Annotated in this window: 13 protein-coding genes and 1 tRNA gene; 10 read left to right on the top strand and 4 right to left on the bottom strand. The window is 55.9% G+C overall.

Features of this window, described 5'->3' with window-relative positions; all coding sequences use genetic code 11:
- Positions 1–11: 11 nt before the first annotated feature.
- From cgtA to rplU, 3 genes are all read right to left on the bottom strand, one after another.
- The gene (gene cgtA, locus C0V76_RS05400) at positions 12–1,157 is read right to left on the bottom strand and encodes an Obg family GTPase CgtA (protein ID WP_101941349.1); all 1,146 of its coding nucleotides are present in this window, start codon (positions 1,155–1,157) and stop codon (positions 12–14) included.
- A 76-nt stretch (positions 1,158–1,233) separates the two neighbouring features.
- Complete coding sequence (gene rpmA / locus C0V76_RS05395; RefSeq protein ID WP_101941348.1) at positions 1,234–1,500, bottom strand: 50S ribosomal protein L27; 267 nt, start codon at positions 1,498–1,500, stop codon at positions 1,234–1,236.
- 17 nt (positions 1,501–1,517) lie between these two features.
- A complete protein-coding gene (gene rplU / locus C0V76_RS05390; RefSeq protein ID WP_101941347.1) occupies positions 1,518–1,829 on the bottom strand; it encodes a 50S ribosomal protein L21 in 312 nt (103 codons plus the stop codon).
- 147 nt (positions 1,830–1,976) lie between these two features.
- On the opposite strand from rplU, the gene C0V76_RS05385 reads away from it, so the two are divergent.
- The 6 genes from C0V76_RS05385 to C0V76_RS05355 all read left to right on the top strand — a co-directional run bounded on the left by C0V76_RS05385 (position 1,977) and on the right by C0V76_RS05355 (position 13,167).
- Entirely contained in the window at positions 1,977–2,945 is a 969-nt protein-coding gene (locus tag C0V76_RS05385) for a polyprenyl synthetase family protein (protein WP_101941346.1), read from the top strand.
- Positions 2,946–2,973: 28 nt separating this feature from the next.
- Positions 2,974–3,050 (top strand) — tRNA-Pro (locus C0V76_RS05380).
- A 209-nt stretch (positions 3,051–3,259) separates the two neighbouring features.
- Positions 3,260–4,837 (top strand): site-specific integrase, encoded by a 1,578-nt coding sequence (locus tag C0V76_RS05375; protein ID WP_101941345.1) that lies wholly within the window; start codon positions 3,260–3,262, stop codon positions 4,835–4,837.
- Complete coding sequence (locus tag C0V76_RS05370; protein WP_101941344.1) at positions 4,834–5,214, top strand: hypothetical protein; 381 nt, start codon at positions 4,834–4,836, stop codon at positions 5,212–5,214. Before C0V76_RS05375 ends, C0V76_RS05370 begins: the two co-directional genes overlap by 4 nt.
- Positions 5,215–5,848: 634 nt before the next feature.
- Positions 5,849–6,334 carry a hypothetical protein gene (locus C0V76_RS05365; protein ID WP_101941343.1) on the top strand — a complete coding sequence of 162 codons (486 nt, stop codon included), beginning with the start codon at positions 5,849–5,851 and terminating at the stop codon, positions 6,332–6,334.
- A gap of 692 nt (positions 6,335–7,026) precedes the next feature.
- Positions 7,027–13,167, top strand: a complete 6,141-nt coding sequence (locus tag C0V76_RS05355; RefSeq protein WP_158239149.1) for an ATP-binding protein — start codon at positions 7,027–7,029, stop codon at positions 13,165–13,167.
- A gap of 454 nt (positions 13,168–13,621) precedes the next feature.
- Here the strand turns inward: C0V76_RS05355 and C0V76_RS05350 are convergent, their stop codons facing one another.
- A complete protein-coding gene (locus C0V76_RS05350; protein ID WP_101941340.1) occupies positions 13,622–13,906 on the bottom strand; it encodes a hypothetical protein in 285 nt (94 codons plus the stop codon).
- 210 nt (positions 13,907–14,116) lie between these two features.
- Between C0V76_RS05350 and C0V76_RS05345 the strand changes: the two genes are divergently transcribed.
- From C0V76_RS05345 to C0V76_RS05330, 4 genes are all read left to right on the top strand, one after another.
- Positions 14,117–15,436: a hemolysin family protein gene (locus C0V76_RS05345; protein ID WP_101941339.1), complete on the top strand. Its 1,320-nt coding sequence runs from the start codon at positions 14,117–14,119 to the stop codon at positions 15,434–15,436.
- Between the two features lie 201 nt (positions 15,437–15,637).
- Positions 15,638–16,003, top strand: coding sequence for a response regulator (locus C0V76_RS05340; protein ID WP_101941338.1), 366 nt, complete (start codon positions 15,638–15,640; stop codon positions 16,001–16,003).
- Positions 16,000–17,292, top strand: coding sequence for a methyl-accepting chemotaxis protein (locus C0V76_RS20385; protein WP_101941337.1), 1,293 nt, complete (start codon positions 16,000–16,002; stop codon positions 17,290–17,292). The genes C0V76_RS05340 and C0V76_RS20385 overlap by 4 nt, the downstream gene beginning before the upstream one ends.
- Before the next feature lie 14 nt (positions 17,293–17,306).
- Positions 17,307–17,639, top strand: coding sequence for a lipid asymmetry maintenance protein MlaB (locus C0V76_RS05330; protein WP_101941336.1), 333 nt, complete (start codon positions 17,307–17,309; stop codon positions 17,637–17,639).

Genomic DNA, 17,639 nt, shown 5'->3' with positions numbered 1-17,639 from the left:
ATTTTGAGTGCTTAGCGAGCGTAGATGATCTCGCCGTCGTAATCATCGTCTTCATCTTCATCCTCGTCCTCCTCGTCGTCCGAGCCGATCGGGTAAGCGTTCGGGCCAGCGGCGACTGCCGCCAGTTCTTCCTCTTCGCTCCAGCGCGGCAGGGCGTCGATGAAGTCCTGCAGGGCGAAGATCAGTGGCTGGCAGCCGTTGCCGCTGATGCCGGAGATGGCAAACCAGCGTTCCGGCTCACCGTAGGCGTCGAGGAAGGCGCGGATGCGATCTTCGCGCTCTTCTTCTGGGATCAGGTCGAGCTTGTTGAGCACCAGCCAGCGGGTCTTTTCGGCCAGCGATTCATCGTATTTGCGCAGCTCTTCAACGATTGCACGGGCTTCGCGCACCGGATCGACTTCCGGGTCAAAGGGCGCCAGATCTACGAGGTGCAACAGCACGCGGGTACGCTGCAGGTGGCGCAGGAAACGATGGCCCAGACCAGCCCCTTCCGAGGCGCCCTCGATCAGGCCGGGGATGTCGGCAATTACGAAGCTGCGGCCTTCACTGGTACGTACAACGCCGAGGTTGGGGGCGAGGGTGGTGAAGGGATAGCCGGCAACCTTGGGCTTGGCGGCGGAAACAGCGCGGATGAAGGTGGACTTGCCTGCATTGGGCATGCCCAGCAGGCCGACGTCGGCCAGCACCTTGAGTTCCAGCGCCAGCTTGAAGTGCTCACCCGGCTCACCATTGGTTTTCTGGCGCGGCGCACGGTTGGTGCTGCTCTTGAAGTGCAGGTTGCCGAGGCCACCCTTGCCGCCCTGAGCGATCAGCACCTGCTTGCCGTCCTGATTCAGGTCGGCGATCAATTCGCCTGTTTCCTGATTCTTGATCACGGTGCCGACCGGCATCTTCAGGAACAGGTCTTCGCCACCCTTGCCGTAACAGTCAGTGCTGCCGCCCTTTTCACCATGCTCGGCGCGGAAGGCACGGGTGTAGCGAAAGTCGACCAAGGTGTTCAGGTTGCGGTCGCCTACGGCGTAGATGTTGCCGCCACGGCCACCGTCGCCGCCGTCAGGGCCGCCACGGGGGATGTATTTTTCGCGACGGAACGACGCGTTGCCGTTGCCACCGTCGCCGGCATAGACATCAATGCGCGCTTCGTCGAAGAATTTCATGGTCTTTCCTGAGTCTCAAAAATGAAAAAGCCCCATCGCAGCGCGAAGGGGCTTTCTGCTATCGCGCGGAAGCTGATCAGGCCTGGGCTTCCGGAACGATGGTCACGGTGCGACGCTGCTGCGGGCCCTTGACCACGAACTTCACGTGGCCATCCTTCAGCGCGAACAGGGTGTGATCCTTGCCGATGCCGACGTTCTCGCCCGGGTGATATTCAGTGCCGCGCTGACGAACAATGATGTTGCCAGCCAGAACGAATTGACCACCGTAGCGCTTGACGCCGAGTCGTTTTGCTTCTGATTCGCGGCCGTTACGTGAACTGCCGCCTGCTTTTTTGTGTGCCATGGCGTATTAGCTCCTGCTTAGGCCGAAATCGCTTCGATGCGGATTTCGGTGAAATTCTGACGGTGGCCCTGATGCTTCTGGTAGTGCTTACGGCGACGCATCTTGAAGATCTCGACCTTCTTGTGACGACCCTGAGCCAGGACAGTAGCTTTGACAGATGCACCTTCAACCAGGGGAGCGCCGATCTTGACGGACTCGCCTTCGCCGACCATGAGGATCTGGTCCAGCGTGATTTCAGTGCCAACGTCTGCCGGTATCTGTTCTATTTTAATTTTTTCGCCAGCGGCAACGCGATACTGCTTGCCCCCGGTTTTTATGACCGCGTACATGTGGAACTCCAATTGCAAAGAGCGTGGGAAACGCGAGATTATGTTGATTCGAAAAGGGAAAGTCAAGCCGTATCTTCAGTTCAGCTTGACGCTGCTGCGAGCCGCCGCCTAACATCCCGCCTTTCCCCAAACGCCCCGAGTGAAGCCTTGCAGCTAGAACAACTCTACGCGCCGGTGGCCGCAGACATGGAAGCGGTCAACCAGGTCATCCGCAAGCGCCTGTCTTCCGAAGTCGTCCTGATCAATCAGGTAGCCGAGTACATTATCGGCGCTGGTGGCAAGCGCATGCGTCCGGCACTGCTGTTGCTGGTGGCTAATGCGCTGGGCTATCGCGGCACACATCATCACGAATTGGCTGCGGTGGTGGAGTTTATTCATACCGCCACCTTGCTGCATGACGATGTGGTGGACGAGTCTGATCTGCGCCGCGGCCGCAGCACGGCGAACGCCATGTTCGGCAACGCTGCTGCTGTTCTGGTGGGTGACTTCCTGTATTCCCGCGCCTTTCAGATGATGGTGGGGGTGAAGGACATGCGCGTGATGAGCGTACTGGCTGATGCCACCAACGTGATCGCCGAAGGGGAGGTGTTGCAACTCCTCAATGTACACAATGCAGATGTGACGGTAGAGGATTACCTGAGGGTGATTCATTACAAGACCGCCACCTTGTTTGAGGCGGCTACTCGTCTGGGCGCCATTCTTGGCCGTCTGGATGACGCCGGGCAGGAGCGCCTGGCTGCATTCGGCCGCCATATCGGCACAGCCTTCCAGCTGATTGATGACGTGCTGGATTACTCCGGGGATGAGGCTGAAACCGGCAAGCATCTGGGTGACGATCTTGCGGAGGGCAAACCGACCTTGCCGTTGATCCATGTGATGCAGCATGGTGAGCCTGCTGAGGCAGCACTGGTGCGTCGGGCAATCGAAGAGGGTGGGCGCGAGTTGTTTGCTGAGGTGATGGCTGCAGTGCACGCGACTGGCGCACTCGAAGCAACGCGCGCTCATGCCGCGCGTGAGGCTGAGGCCGCTGCGGCACTTTTGATTGAACTTCCCCCTTCCAATTTCAAGGAAGTGCTGCTACAATTATGTTCTTTCGCAGTTGGCCGGAATCACTGAGGCTGCAGCTGAAAACGCAGTAACAAAACGGGGTGTAGCTTAGCCTGGTAGAGCGCTACGTTCGGGACGTAGAGGCCGGAGGTTCGAATCCTCTCACCCCGACCAAAATTCCTTTCAAAAACAGCGGGTTGCGAAACCCGCTGTTTTTGTTTGTGGGTCGGTTAGTGGCAAATCAGTGGCAGTAGCCTGCGATTGAGCCATCAAAAAAAGTTCTCCCTTGTCAGGTTGGGACTTTTTTCCAAACCACGCGTTTTGGTGAGAAAGATGGGCTTGTGCCCTAGCTATACCGTGCTCCTTAACATCTGGAGCAGGCTGTGGCCTCAATCGAAAACCGTTCGCACTACCAAGTCTCAGTCAAGCACCGAGACGACCTCACCCGCACCTTCACGCACAACGCCCTGAAAAAGGCCGACGAATACTGTGCGTCGCTGACCAAGCAAGGTCTCAAACCCAAGCTCTCACGTCTGGACGACTACTACGCGGTCCGTGACCGGAGTACGACCCGTCCTGAACAAACGCTGTTTGCATCAAGCAAGCTTGAGGCCGAAGCTATCAAGCAGCGCCTTGAAAGCGAGCAGAAGCAAGGGTTGTTTGTTAACTACGCCAAGGGTCTTAAGACCAGTTTCGCCGACCTGATGATTCGCTATCTGCGAGAAGAGGCTCCGCGGCACAAGTCGTTCGAAGTCATTGCATACAAAATCAACGCCATCCTGGAGGACGCTGGTTATCCGAGGCAAGACATCGTTCAGATTGTTGCCGAGCATCCGAATCCGTGTGCCAAGGTCAAGACAATGACATTCCGTAAGCCGAACGGCAAGCGGATGGGAGAGCCTGCCGAGACCAGCAAGTTCATCCGAAAGGGGTTTGCGACAATCCTTCCCGAGGATTTCGAGGACTACATCGACGAACGCTGTCAGTCGGTGGAGGGGGCAACTGTCGACAGAGAATTTGATATTTTTTCAGCCGTTTGCAGCATTGCCATCAACACGTGGCGCATTCCCGTGGCGAAAAGTCCTTTTGATGGTGTGAGGCGACCCAAGTATTTCAACGAACGCGACCGTCGCTTGAAGGGCGATGAAGAGGCGCGTTTGCTGCGCGCCGCATACGATGAGGACCGAGCTCGGTGCATCGAGGTTCGGCTTCGTCAGCTCGTGCAAAGCAAGGGCGAAGGGACGCATAGCAAGTACGGGCGCATCCGTGCCCGCAAGCTCCGTACGGAGGAGGCTGAGGCGACCTACGAGCACGTGCCGCTGATGGAAACCTTCGTGCACTTCCAGCTCATGACAGCTGCTCGTAGAGGTGAAACGCTGAGTCTGACTTGGGCGAATGTGGACCTCGAGGCTCAGACAGCGTTTTTGCCAGACACGAAAAACGGTCGGGCGCGTAAGTTGCCGCTACGGCGAGCTTTGGTTCACTTGTTGCAGAAATTGCCGCGCGACGGGTCGAGAGTGTTCCCGATAGGCGTTGATGGGCTGCGCAAAGCTTGGAAGCGCATGTGCGTGCAAGCTGGCTTCGTGGAAGCCGACGAGTTGCGTATCCATGATTTGAGGCATGAGGCCATTTCGCGCGTGGCTGAAGCTGGGAGTAGCACGCCCGGCGGCTTTTCGCTGGTTGACCTTCAGCACTTTAGTGGCCACCGCGATGTGCGCATGTTGCTCAGATACGCACACCTTTGTACTCAGAGTTTGGCTAAGCGTCTGGATGCAGCTTTTGCATCGGAAGAGGAGTCGGACGTGCATCATGGTCGGCGACGGCTTAAGGCGGACGCAGGCATCACGCTTGCTGAGATTGTGGAAGCATCAACGCAAGTTCCAGAAGTCCCACCTGCACTGCTGACAGGCAATGCTGCAAATGTGATTGCCGTCGATTTTCGCAGCAGGGGGGCGGCATGAAGCGTTCACTCTCAATCCTTCCCTCGGTCGAATTACAAACATCGGAGTTCATAGCAGCCGCGTGTGCTGCCGGAACGCATGAGCCTTACCAGGCAGAGCTGGAATTCGATGATTTTCGGGTGGCGTTGATATTTCAGGTCATCTCGCCGGCGCCGTCCCATGGCATAGATTCCCCGCAGGACGGGCTTACCATCACCGATGTGTTTGTGCCGGTGCAATATCGCCGGCGTGGCTGGCTGGTGGCATATCTGCGCCTCTGCGCTGGGTTGGTGAATGGGCCGATTTTCATCGTCGGCATGCATGGACCGGTGCGGGATGCATTGCTGCGCCATGGATTCCGAGTCCTGACGGACGACGTGTTGGTCCTGGGCTTATAGGCTCGGCGCCCGCAACAGAGAACGGCACGCCCACTACGGCGTGCCGTTTTTGTTGCAGCGTCCGGCAGGCCTGCCGGATAGAGCCAGGTGTTAGGAGCATCAATGGGCAGCAAGCGGGGGAGCCAAGTGCGGAGCGCCGCCGCCCACTTGCGAGCCGAAGGCGAGTTGGGCGGTGGAGTCGAGCAGCTTGGGGGCCGCAGGCCCCGGTCCAGGCAGCAGCCTGGCGGGGGAGCCGCCGAAGCGAAGAGGCCATCTGCGAGCGTAGCGAGTTGGCCGATGAGTCGAGGTGGGGGCAGAGCCCGGCAGCGGGGCCCCGCCCGAAGGGGGCGGGTCTGGTGGTTTTCAGTCGAGCGTAGCGAAGACGACGGTCGCGGGAGCGAGCGGGAAAAGCGCCAGACCCGTCCGCGAAGCGGCCCCGCAGGGGTGGTCGAAGACCAACGGGGACCTGCTGCCCCGTAAGGCACCGAAGGGGCCGCGCAGCCCGGCAAGGAGCGGCTTGCCGCGACCCAGGGCGAAAGCTCGGACGAAGTCCGACCCTGGCGGCTTTCACCTGTTTGCCGGCCGATCGGCCGACAAACAGGTGAAACAACACCCGGCAGGCATGAGATGCGTGGGTGTAGGCGCTATACGGAGTATGAACACAGCTCCCCAACCCGCGCCCGCCGTCCACATCTCCAGCCAGGCTCAACGAGTACAAAACGACCTCAAGGGGCTCAGCCTGCTCCACCGCTTCGGCTGGCTGCGGGCGCCCGAGCTGGGCAAGCTCTTTTGGCGAACGCAAGAGCACGCCAGCGTCCGCGCGAACCGGCTCGTGCGCAGTTGGGCGGAACGCAAACTGGTGCTCGTGCGCAGACTGCCTGAAGGCGCTGGCCAGGCGGTTGTGCTTTCGGAAGCGGGCGCTCGCCTGCTTCGAGATTACGCAGACATTGATGCCAAGTCGGGCAAGGACTGGGGTGAAACGCGAAGCGCAACGTGGGTTCCAGCGCTGACTTGGAAGCACGATTTGATAGCAGCGGGCGTGCTCGCCGAACTCTCCAGACAAGGCTACCCGGCTCCGCTGGCCCAGAATCTGCGTGGATTCACTCGTCGTTCTACCAGTTCTCTCAACAGTTGGGGGTAAGTTACGGTGAGCAAGTCCGGGCAGCCATTCGTGCAAGCCTAATTCGACTCAATGCTGCGCTATTGAGGGTTCGCTATAAGCGGCGGGATGTTCCGTTGCCACGACTCGTCGAAGTGGTCTTTGATGAGAGTGCGCAAAGCGAGCGCGGGGCTGGAACGATTGAGTTTCGGGTTCACAAGTGTGTTGCTCAACTCTTTGGAGTCAATGCCTGGACCCACGTCGCGGAAGCTGCGCTGCATCAGTTTTCTGGGCTCGCGGCGTGGTTGGCGGGCTTCTATCAAACCCACGCAGGCCCTTATCCCCTTATGTTGGCGGATTTGAAGCGATACTGCGGGCAAGACTGTGAGCCACGAGAGTTCAAACGGTGCCTGTTACGTGCGCTCAAAAGGCTGCAGGGCGAGGACGTCCCGGAGCAAGTCCGCGTCGCGGAGTTCGAGCTGAAAGGCCACTCCATTACTGTGCATCTGCTTAGATGGGCAAGGTGAGCGACAGCATCGCCCTTTTAAATACAGCCAGAATTACGAGGCGCTCTGGGGGCAATGAGAAATATCAAAACTATCCAAGATTGGATGGGTTTAATATTCATATGTAATGAATCCTCCATGTGGAAATGTGGGTCAGACTTATTCTGAATGCTTAATGGATGCCGCCTTTAAGAAATGATTAATAATTCATCTGGATATGCTAGCGGGTTGTCTGCTGCCCATCGAGGATATGTCTATCAAGATATATTCACTGCTTACCTGCTTATCAAAGGATTGATTATAGGGTTTGACCGAATCGTTATCGACAAAAAAGTGGTTGGTGACGACCGCTTCGATGACGTCGAAACGTGCATAGGTGGGCAACGGCTGCGCATGCAAGTTAAGTCAAGTGTGCAGCCAAACCGCTGCATATCGTTTAATGATTTTAATGATGTCAGCTCGTCATTACGATTTGACCGGTTGGTGAGGACCTTCATCGATGAGGGCGAAACTCATGCGGACGAGTATCGCTTGTGTGCCACTTGGGGCGCTCCTGAGTTAGATGACGAGCTCGTTAAATTATTAATTTTATCGGATGTTTCTGGTACGTTTGATGGGTACGCAACGGTGCAGTTGAGGCTTGATGCTTCAACGTTGTGGCCACGCGATAAAGGGCTAGTATTTCCTAACGCACATCAAAAATTGATAGATGCAGGGGGAGTGAGCCGAGAGGATGTGCTGCGATTTTGTCAGTATTTTGTTATTGAAGTCGGGCTTCCATTCGCGTCTTTGGATTTGGATGCTCCCGGCCCACTTGAGAAACTTGTCTTAGGAATTCTTGAGAATGGGGTAGGGATTGGGCGATATCCAAATGATGCTCGGCGCGTTGAGGATGTGGCTGCACTGGCTGTATATATAGCGACGACGGCACGTACTACTGGCGAGACTCTGACGAAGATTGATTTTGTTCGGCGTCTGGGTATTCGTACAGACTTCGGTCGTGTCGCTCAGGCGTTCCCGATTGACAGAGCCATTATGCAAGAGCGCACAGCTGCGCGTAACAAATTGATGGAGGCTGTCTCTGCTGGAGGAATTCATTTACTGCTGTCTGGGCCTGGCTCTGGTAAGTCTTGGTTACTGACTCAACTCTCTGAAGATTTAGAGGCATCTGGCATTGTTGTAGCGCGTCACTACTGTTTCCTTGAGCCGGGTGACGAATTAGTCGAGCGCCGTGTGATGACCGATGTTTTTATTGGCAACTTGATGGGGGAGTTACGGGACGCTCTAGAACGCCATTCTGCCGCCCATGAATGTACTTACGCAGCCGGTTTGGAAGAGTTCGAGAGGATGCTCGAGTACGCAGCGCAAGACGGACGGCGTGTTGTCGTCATCGTTGATGGGATGGACCATATCGCGCGTGTAGTGGCTGGTTCTACTTCGCTTAGTGATTCCGAGACTGATATCGTTGAGAAATTAGCTACGTTGCGCCTTCCTGAGGGCGTGACATTGGTTGTCGGCTCACAACCAGGTAGTCACCTCGACGCGATTCGTGGTGCGGGCGAGCAGACCGTGATTGAACACTATTTGGCTCCTTGGGGACGTCAGGAAATAGAAGAGTTTTCTGTCGCATTAGGTGTTTCGGGCGCTCTGTGTGACCTAGGTTTAGATGAGGAAGAGCAGCACCGTGCTGTGTTTGATACTCTTGCGCAAAGGTCGGAAGGTAATCCCCTCTATGCGCGCTATCTTAGCCGAGCACTAGTTAGTGGCTTACGTTCGACAGAAATTGTTTCTCCTGTGGAGTGGCTTGAGTCTGCTCCTGAGATAGAGGGGGATATTTCTCGCTATTACCAGCACCTCTACGACTCATCAAGTAAAGAAGCCCAAGCTATTGCTGATGTGCTTGGAGTTCTCGATTTCTCAGTTACTGCTGTTGAAGTCCAAGAGATTGTTGGACCTTTGCTTGAAGATAGAGTTGCAGGTGCGCTTGCAACTATGTCTCCCGTGTTGTCGCAAGCGTCTACGCAGGGCGGTGTGCGCGTATTTCACGAAAGTTTTCGACGCTTCATGATGTCGGAAATTGAGAGGCGCGGAAGTTCCGTGGCGAAGATTCTTCAGCCTGTAGCGACTTGGTTGGAGTCAAAGAATTTTTTTGCTGACGCAAAGAGCTATCGATTTTCGCTTCCTGTTATGCGTCGGTCAGGAAGAGCGACGGAGATTCTTCAGAAAATTGCTTCTGACTTCGTTAGCGTCAGTGTTGAGCATGGACATCCGCGGATTGCAATAGAGCGTAATTTGGAACTTGCGGCAGACGTTGCTGCACGCAACGTCGATTGGCCCGCGTTAATGAGGATTGGGGAACTGTGGCGGGCTTTGGACGCGTGCTTCTCCGAAGGAAACAACAATTGGAAGGAGTTTTGGAAGACATTTCTTTCCATATTCGGGCCTCAAAGTACTTCTGAACGCCTCCTTTTTGACGGGAGAGCTACGCTGGAGAGGGAGGAAGGACTGTCCGTTTGTGCGCTTGTTGATGCAGCAGGCGCTTCGGCTCCTTGGAGAGAGTACATCAGTCTTCCTGTCTCGGATTTTTCTAGTGAAGATTCATACTCATCAAACTTTGATGCTCTTGGGACACTCCTTTCAACCGAGAAAAGCTACCTCGATGCTATTCGTGGGCGTTTACACTTGGGGCAGTATTACAGAGTTCTTCGTATTTCTCTTGCATTCCTAAGCAACCCCGGCAATCAAGTAACCTCTGGATTTATTAGGAAACTGGCGCATTTGTTGATTGAGAGCTGTTCTGCATCGACAGTGCGCCAACTCGTCAACAGAGCAAAACCCGAATACCGTGGGGCGTTTGCGCTCTCGCCGGGAACCGCCTGCGCTCTTTTGCTAGGGCTTTCTGACGCAGCCAAAGCAGAGTTTGATTTTTGTGGCCCCATGCCTTCATATGCCGGCCAAGCTCTAGCCTATGCGACCACATTAGATGAGGTGCTTTGGTGTCTCGATGCAGGGGCGTCGCTTCAGGAAGCTTTTGACGCGCCTGTAAAAAAATCAGAGCTGAACGCATTTTTGTCGGCGACAAAAGAGCAGCCTGAAACCTCTAGCCTACGGGCTTGGGTGGCTACGGTGCGGCTCTTGGGGAGGAGTGAACGAGGTCGTACTGAACTGAATGACATGTTGCCGCTTGTGCGTGGGGCGGGTTGGTATCTTTGCTGGGTCCGCTTTGTTATTAATATTTCTGTTGCCGAAGGGCTGGCTGCGGAAAATTCCGAATTTGATGTGGTCGCTGCCTTTCAGGAGCTGACTGTCGATACTCGGCCATTTGTTGGGACTCCGCGAGCATGTGACCTGTACTTTTCGCGGGGCGTCATCATGGAAAGCGTTGGCCGCGGCTTGTTGCTGCTCAGGTCCGCACAGGATTGGCAACTGGCGCTCGAGAGTCTCTTCGAGGCGCGCAGCAAAACTGCTACGCATTTCGACAGAGAAGATGGCGGGCCAATAACTGCTGGCGCCTTCTTTTCTATCCTTTTATCCCATATCGGCAACCCTCAGGCTACCGATGCAATTACCACCATTCTTGAGAAACAACTTGAGGATGAGGAGGCGTCTGGTACGTACTACAGCACTCATGCTGAGTTTCGCATGCGGTTGGCTCGCATGCATTCCGCCGTGGGTAACCGACAACGTGCGGTTGAACATTGGAGAAAAGCGGCACAATTTCTGACTGCTTACACGTTTCGTAAAGATGCCGCGCTATTTGACATTCTTGATAGTGTTTCCGCCTTGAAAGAGGCTCCCGGCAAAGCAGCTCTGCATGGATTGGTTCGACTTCAACCGCTGTTGAGTGCTGTATTGCGTCATACCGACCACCGAGGCACTAAGAACGCTCCGAACGCGTGGTTTCGTGCGTTGCTTGACGTCGACGAAATACGTGCAGTAATGACGCTTAGCCGAAGCTTTGCGGCCGATGTTGGGGGGCCGTCATGGATGGAGTTGGGTGCTCTTGAAGATGTTTTAAATAAAGTGGTTGAAACTGCTGACCCATTGATAGTAAATGCGTTGTGGGAGACGCTTCTCTTCGAGATTGAGTACGAAGGCGAAGGTGAAAAGATGGTTCGTGAGCGGCTCGCTTCGTTAGAAAGACTTGCTCAGTCTGCGCCCGTGTATTTGGAAGACCGCTTTACGTGTCTTAGTGGGCAAGCGCAGAACGACTCCCGTAGTTACTCAGCTAGCTCCGTAGCTCCATTGCAAGATTTCGCTGAACGCCATGGCCTTCAGTTCCTACGCTCATCCTCAATAACGCAGGGGGGGGCTCGCGAGATTCAGAGGGGGGCATCCGTCTTGGCTGAAGAGACTGAGCTTGCTCTGGGGACTCGACCTGTGTTCCCTATTACTTTTTCGATGGTTGACATCATTACTGTCGTTCGTCGTATAGCTAAAGAGCGAGTAGATGAGACAAGTATGTACGGACTACTTACGCTACCGCTCAGTTATGCACTATCGGAGATGGTGGAGCGCGGAGAGGAAGTTCAAGCACTGCGCATCCTGTATTTTCTTGTGCACGAGGTGACGGGATGGAGCTACTCATCAATACCACACCCTATCCGTTTGCTGGCTCAGTGTCTTGAAAATGCGGGGCATTCGAGGCTTGCGGCAGTTGCTTATGTACTTGAGTTCACTTCCGCGCGAGGAGGACGGGGTTGGCTCAATTTTGGTGACCGTGAGCTTGCATCTGTTATTCGACGAGCACTCGAGCTAGACAAAATCAATGCCCTTCAGGCTCTGGCAAATGAAACAGCACGCAAACTTCGTCTTGGCAATTTCAACGGATTAACTAAGCACCTCGTTCAACAGATTGCATTGTGGGGCGATGTGCACACTGCTACCAATGCATGGGAGGCGGCATTCGATGTCATGGCTGCACGGCTGCCTTTAACAGGAAGTACTTGGTACTTTGAGCCGCTGGAGGTTGATGATGATTCTGACTGGAATTTGGATGAGGGGCTGGTCGCACTATTGTTAGTTCGCTCGACTGACCCATCAATCCCAAGAAGAACGTCGGCATTGGCAGGTTTTGTACGGCTCCTTGAGCGGCACGGCGAAATATTGAGGCGACCCGTTAACTGGTTTCTAACTAGTTGTACCACTGTAGCTTCTGTTCAGGCGGTGCTTCAACTGCTGTATCAGTCTCCCTGGGACGTAACAAGCATCATCTCGTTTAATGAAAATTTATTACGTGCCTATGCCAAATCTAAATCGTGGAGTCTTTCTAAATTGGCCATTTTGCTTTTGGGGGAAAATGGAATTTATGAGGACGCACCATTTTTCCCAGCTTTGAGCCTCGATGAAGCTCCCTCACGCCGGGGGCTCATGCTTGCTCAGTACGGTGATGTTGGGGAATGCTTGCCTATCCTCGCCGAAGTATGGCCTGACCTTCCCAGTATTGTTGCTAGGAGGATGCAGCATCCTGATATTGATAACGAGCATTTCAAAGAATTGATGCAGGAGCACCTAAGGCTGATGAGCGGACGAGGCCTCAAATGCCGACCATCGGCTGATGTGTTTTTGTGGGTATCTGAATTGCTTGTTTCGGTTCTTGACGAAACCCTCTGCGGTTTGCGGGCACATCTGTGGGTTACCGGTCAGTGGAATAGTGAGCTCGACTATGAAATACTCCAGATAGTCCTTCCCGATTTATTAACACGTATCGCTTTGCATGCCAGCCTTGGACCACGCCCAGCCATGCCTTTTCCGACTGAGGCCTCTCGCGCAGTTGAACCTATTTTTCGGATGTCAGAGGATGCGCCCAAATACAGTCGTTGGATAAGAATTGCAATCCGAGAAAAGCACTACTTCCATTCTGAAAGTCAGCGGTGGGATGCTCCAGATAGATGTGCAGAGTTAGTCGCTGGAGTTGTTCGTACCGAGGTAGACGGGACGGTTCCTTGTTCGGCAGGTCCTTTTGGTTGTAGTGACATGCAACCATGGTGGGAAGACTTTGATGAGGAAGAGGCGCGAGAAAACGCTAGGCTTCCGCAACTAGTAAAGCTGTTTGCTGCTAACGATTGGCTAGGCGAGTGTTTAGCGCTCGTTCCGCCTCTAGCTTTACGACACAAAGCTAAGCTGCAGCCCCCTGTATTTGGAGCACCACTTCGGTGGACGGACGAAAATGGAGCTCCAGCACTTGTGTTGCGGACGTGGCGTTTGCGGGGAGATGAGTTGAATGTTGAGTGCTACTCAACGCAAGGCTGTGAACTATTGTTAAGACCTGACTTGGAAGAGGCGCTATACACGACATTTGGCGGCCCGTTGAAGGAGTTGAGCCAGGTTCGTTTGATGAAGCTGGCCAATAAGCCCCCCTCTACGTAGTCGTCGTAATCTGTCTAAAGTGGTTTGTTTTTATGCTCGAACTTGCGCCTATACCGAGTATCCAGTGGCGATTTAATGGCAGGGCACTGGAATCGGAAAAACTAGTGGCAAATTGGTGGCATTTTTTCGAAATTGCCACTGATTTTGACGGAAAGTTTGAAGGCGTTGTTTTTTGTAAGTGAATGTTTTATATTGGTTTTGCCCTTAACCCGGGGCACGGTTTTAGCAGTCAAAACGCGTTCGGGACGTAGAGGCCGGAGGTTCGAATCCTCTCACCCCGACCAGATACAACGGCCGGATCAACGCAATGTTGGTCCGGCCGTTTTCATTTCCGGAGTGGCTGTGAAGCGGCTGTCGGGCTGAGAAGGCGCTGGCATCTTTCCGGGAGACGCTGACCTGTGTCAGGCGGCTGAAGTGGCGCTATTGGCTGGCGGCCACGGCTCCAGTATGTGGCTCAGGCGGTTTGATTCCAGCCCAGTGTTTTCAGAGCGTGCGAAACCTGATGGAGCGCTTCAGTGCGACAGCTCTTGCCTGCCAGCGAGAATTGTTCTGGTCCCAGCAGAGGTTGGCGCTCGGGCGCCTGATTGCCCCGGTGGATGAAGAGATAGAGACCATCACCATCTTCGTCGGTGCCGACGATTCCATAACGACTGCTGCCATGTACGCCACGGATCCACCAGGACCAGCGCGGCGCTTGGCCATTTGCGCAGTAACTGGTTGATTCGATGTGAAAAGACATGTTTTGGTGGCGTTCGTGGATAGCGGGAGGCGAATCCTAGGGTAAACCCTTTTTTTCGGCTAGGGTTATCCGTCATTTTTTGCAACCGATTGATTCTGAACAAGCTTCGGAAGTGGTTGCCGCTCAATCTGGGGCCGTAGGCGGTCGGAAGGGCGGCGTGTTATTCTTCGACGCTTGTGAAAACCTCGCCGGATCAGGCCGGCGATATGTATGAATCTGGTTTTTCTGCTGTTGCTGCTGATCGTGCTGAATGGCATTTTTGCCATGGCTGAGATAGCAGTCGTGTCCTCGCGCAAGGCGAGGCTGCAGAAGCTGGCCGACGAAGGCTCGCTGGGCGCGAAAGTGGCACTGCGCCTGCATGATGATCCCTCCTCCTTCCTATCCACTGTTCAGGTGGGGATCACTTCGATCGGTATTCTCAGCGGCGTAGTGGGTGAAGACGCTCTGGCGGTGCCGATTGCCGAGTGGCTGGCAGGCTTTTCCACCCTTGAGCATTACGCTCGTCCACTTTCGGTGGGTTTCGTGGTGGTGTTGATCACCTATCTGTCGGTAGTGATTGGCGAGTTGGTGCCCAAGCGCTTGGCTTTGCTGGCTCCGGAGTCGATTGCGGCGGTGATCGCCGGCCCGATGTCCGGCCTGGCCCGCGCTACGCGTCCGCTAGTGTGGCTGTTTTCGGTGTCCGGTGACGTGATCTTGCGCCCCTTCAATGCGCGCCGTTCCGACGAGCCACCGGTGACCGATGAAGAGATCAAGGTGCTGATGGAGCAGGGCGCTGAGGCCGGAGTGTTCCACGAGAGCGAGCAGGAGATCGTTTCGAACGTGTTGCGGCTCGACGAGCAGCGCATTGGTACGATCATGACGCCGAGGAAGGACGTGCATTTCGTCGATCTTGAAGAGCCGCAGGAATTGCGCAATACGATCGCGGATACCGAGTACGGCCGCCTGGTGGTGTGTCGGGGTGGGCTGGAGAATGTGCTGGGCGTGCTGCATGTGGCTGATCTGCTCAAGCCTGCACTGTCTGGCGAAGTGCTTGATGTAGAGTCGGCGATCCGCCCGGCGCTGTATGTGCCGGAGACCGTGACGACTTCGCAGTTGCTGGAAAATTTCCGCAAGACTCGCGTGCAGTTTGCGCTGGTGGTGGACGAGTACGGTGAGCTCGAAGGCGTGGTGTCACTGACCGATGTGCTGACCTCCATCGTCGGGGAATTGCCCGCTGATGACGAGGAGCCGGATTCTGATGCGATCCGTCGTGAGGATGGCAGTTGGCTGATCGAAGCATCAATGAGCGTGGAGCGCTTCCATGATTTCTTCGAGGTGGATGAGCTGCCGGGCAGTGAAAGTGGTGGCTTCCACACCATTGGCGGCTTTGTGATGCATATGCTGGGCCGAGTGCCGCGCGTCGCAGACCACTTCGAATGCATGGGGATGCGGTTTGAAGTCGTGGATATGGATCGACATCGCGTCGACAAACTTCTGCTGACCATTCAGGAGCCGGATCTGCGTGCGCAGCTGGCAGCCAGCAAGGACTGAGCGCCGTAATGCAGGAACGAACAAGGGCTACCCCGTGGGGTGGCCCTTTTTGTTTGGCCTTACTGTCCTGATGGGCAAGCAGCCTAGTTTGCGTCTCAAAAAGTAACAGTTCCACTTCAGTCGCCGGACGCCTTGCCGATAGGTTTCAGGAGACCGGGCGCATCTGTCCGCCTGATCCGGTGAAGCTCAACGGGGGACATCATGAAGTCGATCCTGCTGGTGGACGATTCGGCAACCGTGCTACTGAGTACGTCCAGCATCCTGGCCAAGGCGGGTTATGAAGTCAGCAAGGCAGCTTCGGGCGACGAAGCATTGGGCAAGCTCAACTCGGGGCTCAAGCCCAATCTGGTCATCACCGATCTGAATATGCCGGGCATGAATGGACTTGAGTTCATCCGCGCCGTGCGTCAGTTGCCCCTCTTCAAGTTCGTACCGATCCTGTTTCTGACCACCGAGTCGCAGCAGTCCAAGCGTGCCGAGGCCAAGGCCGCCGGTGCTTCGGGCTGGCTGGTGAAGCCTGTGACGGCTGACGAACTGCTCGGCACCATCAAGCTGGTCATGAAATGAACACCCCGCAGCCACTCAACTGCCATCGCTGTTTCATCCTGCGCGTGTCCCTGGTGTCGCTGGGCACGGCAGCGGTGATCGGCTTTCTGGCCTGGCTGGGCTTTGACTGGTTCAACCCGCGCCTGCAAGACTGGTTCGGGCTAAGTCCGCGTGGGGCTGCGTTGCTGGTGGTGGAGGGCGCCGTGCTGTGTGCGTTTGCGGTGCAGTTTATTGCTTCGCTCCTGCTTTTTCGCGATCCGGCCTTTGGCTTGGCGGCTCAGAGAGAGCAGGTCGAGGGGGAATTCCATAGTGTCTGGCTGCGCCGGGTGCACCCGGTGCGTGAAGAGCTGCTGGGGTTTCCTGCTTTCCAGGGGGTGGTGCACAAGCAACTGGGGGCGGTAACGGTGGCAACCGAGGCGGCCGCACTGCGCATCATGGAGCGCCTGCAGAAGGTGGACGAACACCTGACTGAAATGAACGATTACATCGGCGCTTTCAACCAGCAATCCGAAATGATGATGGAGAACTCGCGTGCCGGGCTCGATAAGAACACCCGGCGGGTCGAGGAAATGCAGCGCTATATCGCTGACCGGGTGACAGACAGCGAGGACGAGCATCGCCGCATCTCGGAAATCGTCGCCGATGCGCGCTCGCTGGAATCTCTCGTGGATCTGATCAAGCATGTGGCTGGCCAAACCAATCTGCTTGCCTTGAATGCGGCGATTGAAGCCGCGCGGGCTGGTGAGGCGGGGCGTGGCTTCGCGGTGGTCGCCGATGAGGTACGTAAGCTCTCGGTGCAGACCGAGCACGCGGTCGTGCAGATTCGCGAGGGCATCCTGAAAGTGGCCTCCCGTGTCGAAGAGCAATTCGCCCAGCGCATGGCACATGACGTGCAGAAGGAAGAAGTCGAGACCCTGGAGGAGTTCTCTGGTCAGCTGATCGAGATGGGCGCGCGCTACGGCTATTTCGTGATGCGCGAAGGGGAGACGGTGGAGCAACTGCGCACCACCAGCGAGGCGCTGACCCGCACCTTCATGGATGTGATGGCCGATATCCAGTTTCAGGACGTGACGCGTCAGCAGGTCGAACACGTGCTGGCGGCGATCGGCAAGTTGGGCGCACACCTGGAACAGATGGCCGGCGTGCTTGATCCGGCCTGTGCCGAGGCACCTACGCTGGTGCCACTGGCCGACACACTGGACGACATGTTTGCGAACTACGTGATGGATGAGCAGCGCGATGCCCATGCTTCGGCTCTGGGCAATTCGCCCTCTGCTGGTGGTGGTGGCCCCAAGGTCGAGCTGTTCTGAGCGAGGAGAGTGGCATGCCTGGAAGTGGAACGCAGCAGATGACGCCGGTGGGCGGCATCACGATCTACAACGCGGGTGAGCTGAAGGCCCAGCTCCTGCAGCGGCTGGAAGAAACCGAGTTGCTGGAGCTTGATCTTTCGCGTGTGGATGAACTCGATAGTGCTGGTTTGCAGGTGCTGGTGCTGGCCAAGCGCGAAGCGCAGCGTCGTCAGCGCCATCTGGCCATCGTGGCTCACAGCGCCGAGGTGCAGGAAGTGTTCGATCTGCTTGGGCTCGCCCGCTGGTTTGGCGACCCGATGCTGATGCACGCTGATTCACACAGGGCCGCAGCGGCCCGGGAGGCCTGA

The organism is Uliginosibacterium sp. TH139, from assembly GCF_002855595.1.
In the GTDB taxonomy this organism is placed as follows: domain Bacteria; phylum Pseudomonadota; class Gammaproteobacteria; order Burkholderiales; family Rhodocyclaceae; genus Uliginosibacterium; species Uliginosibacterium aquaticum.
This window is presented reverse-complemented; position numbering and strand designations above follow the sequence as displayed.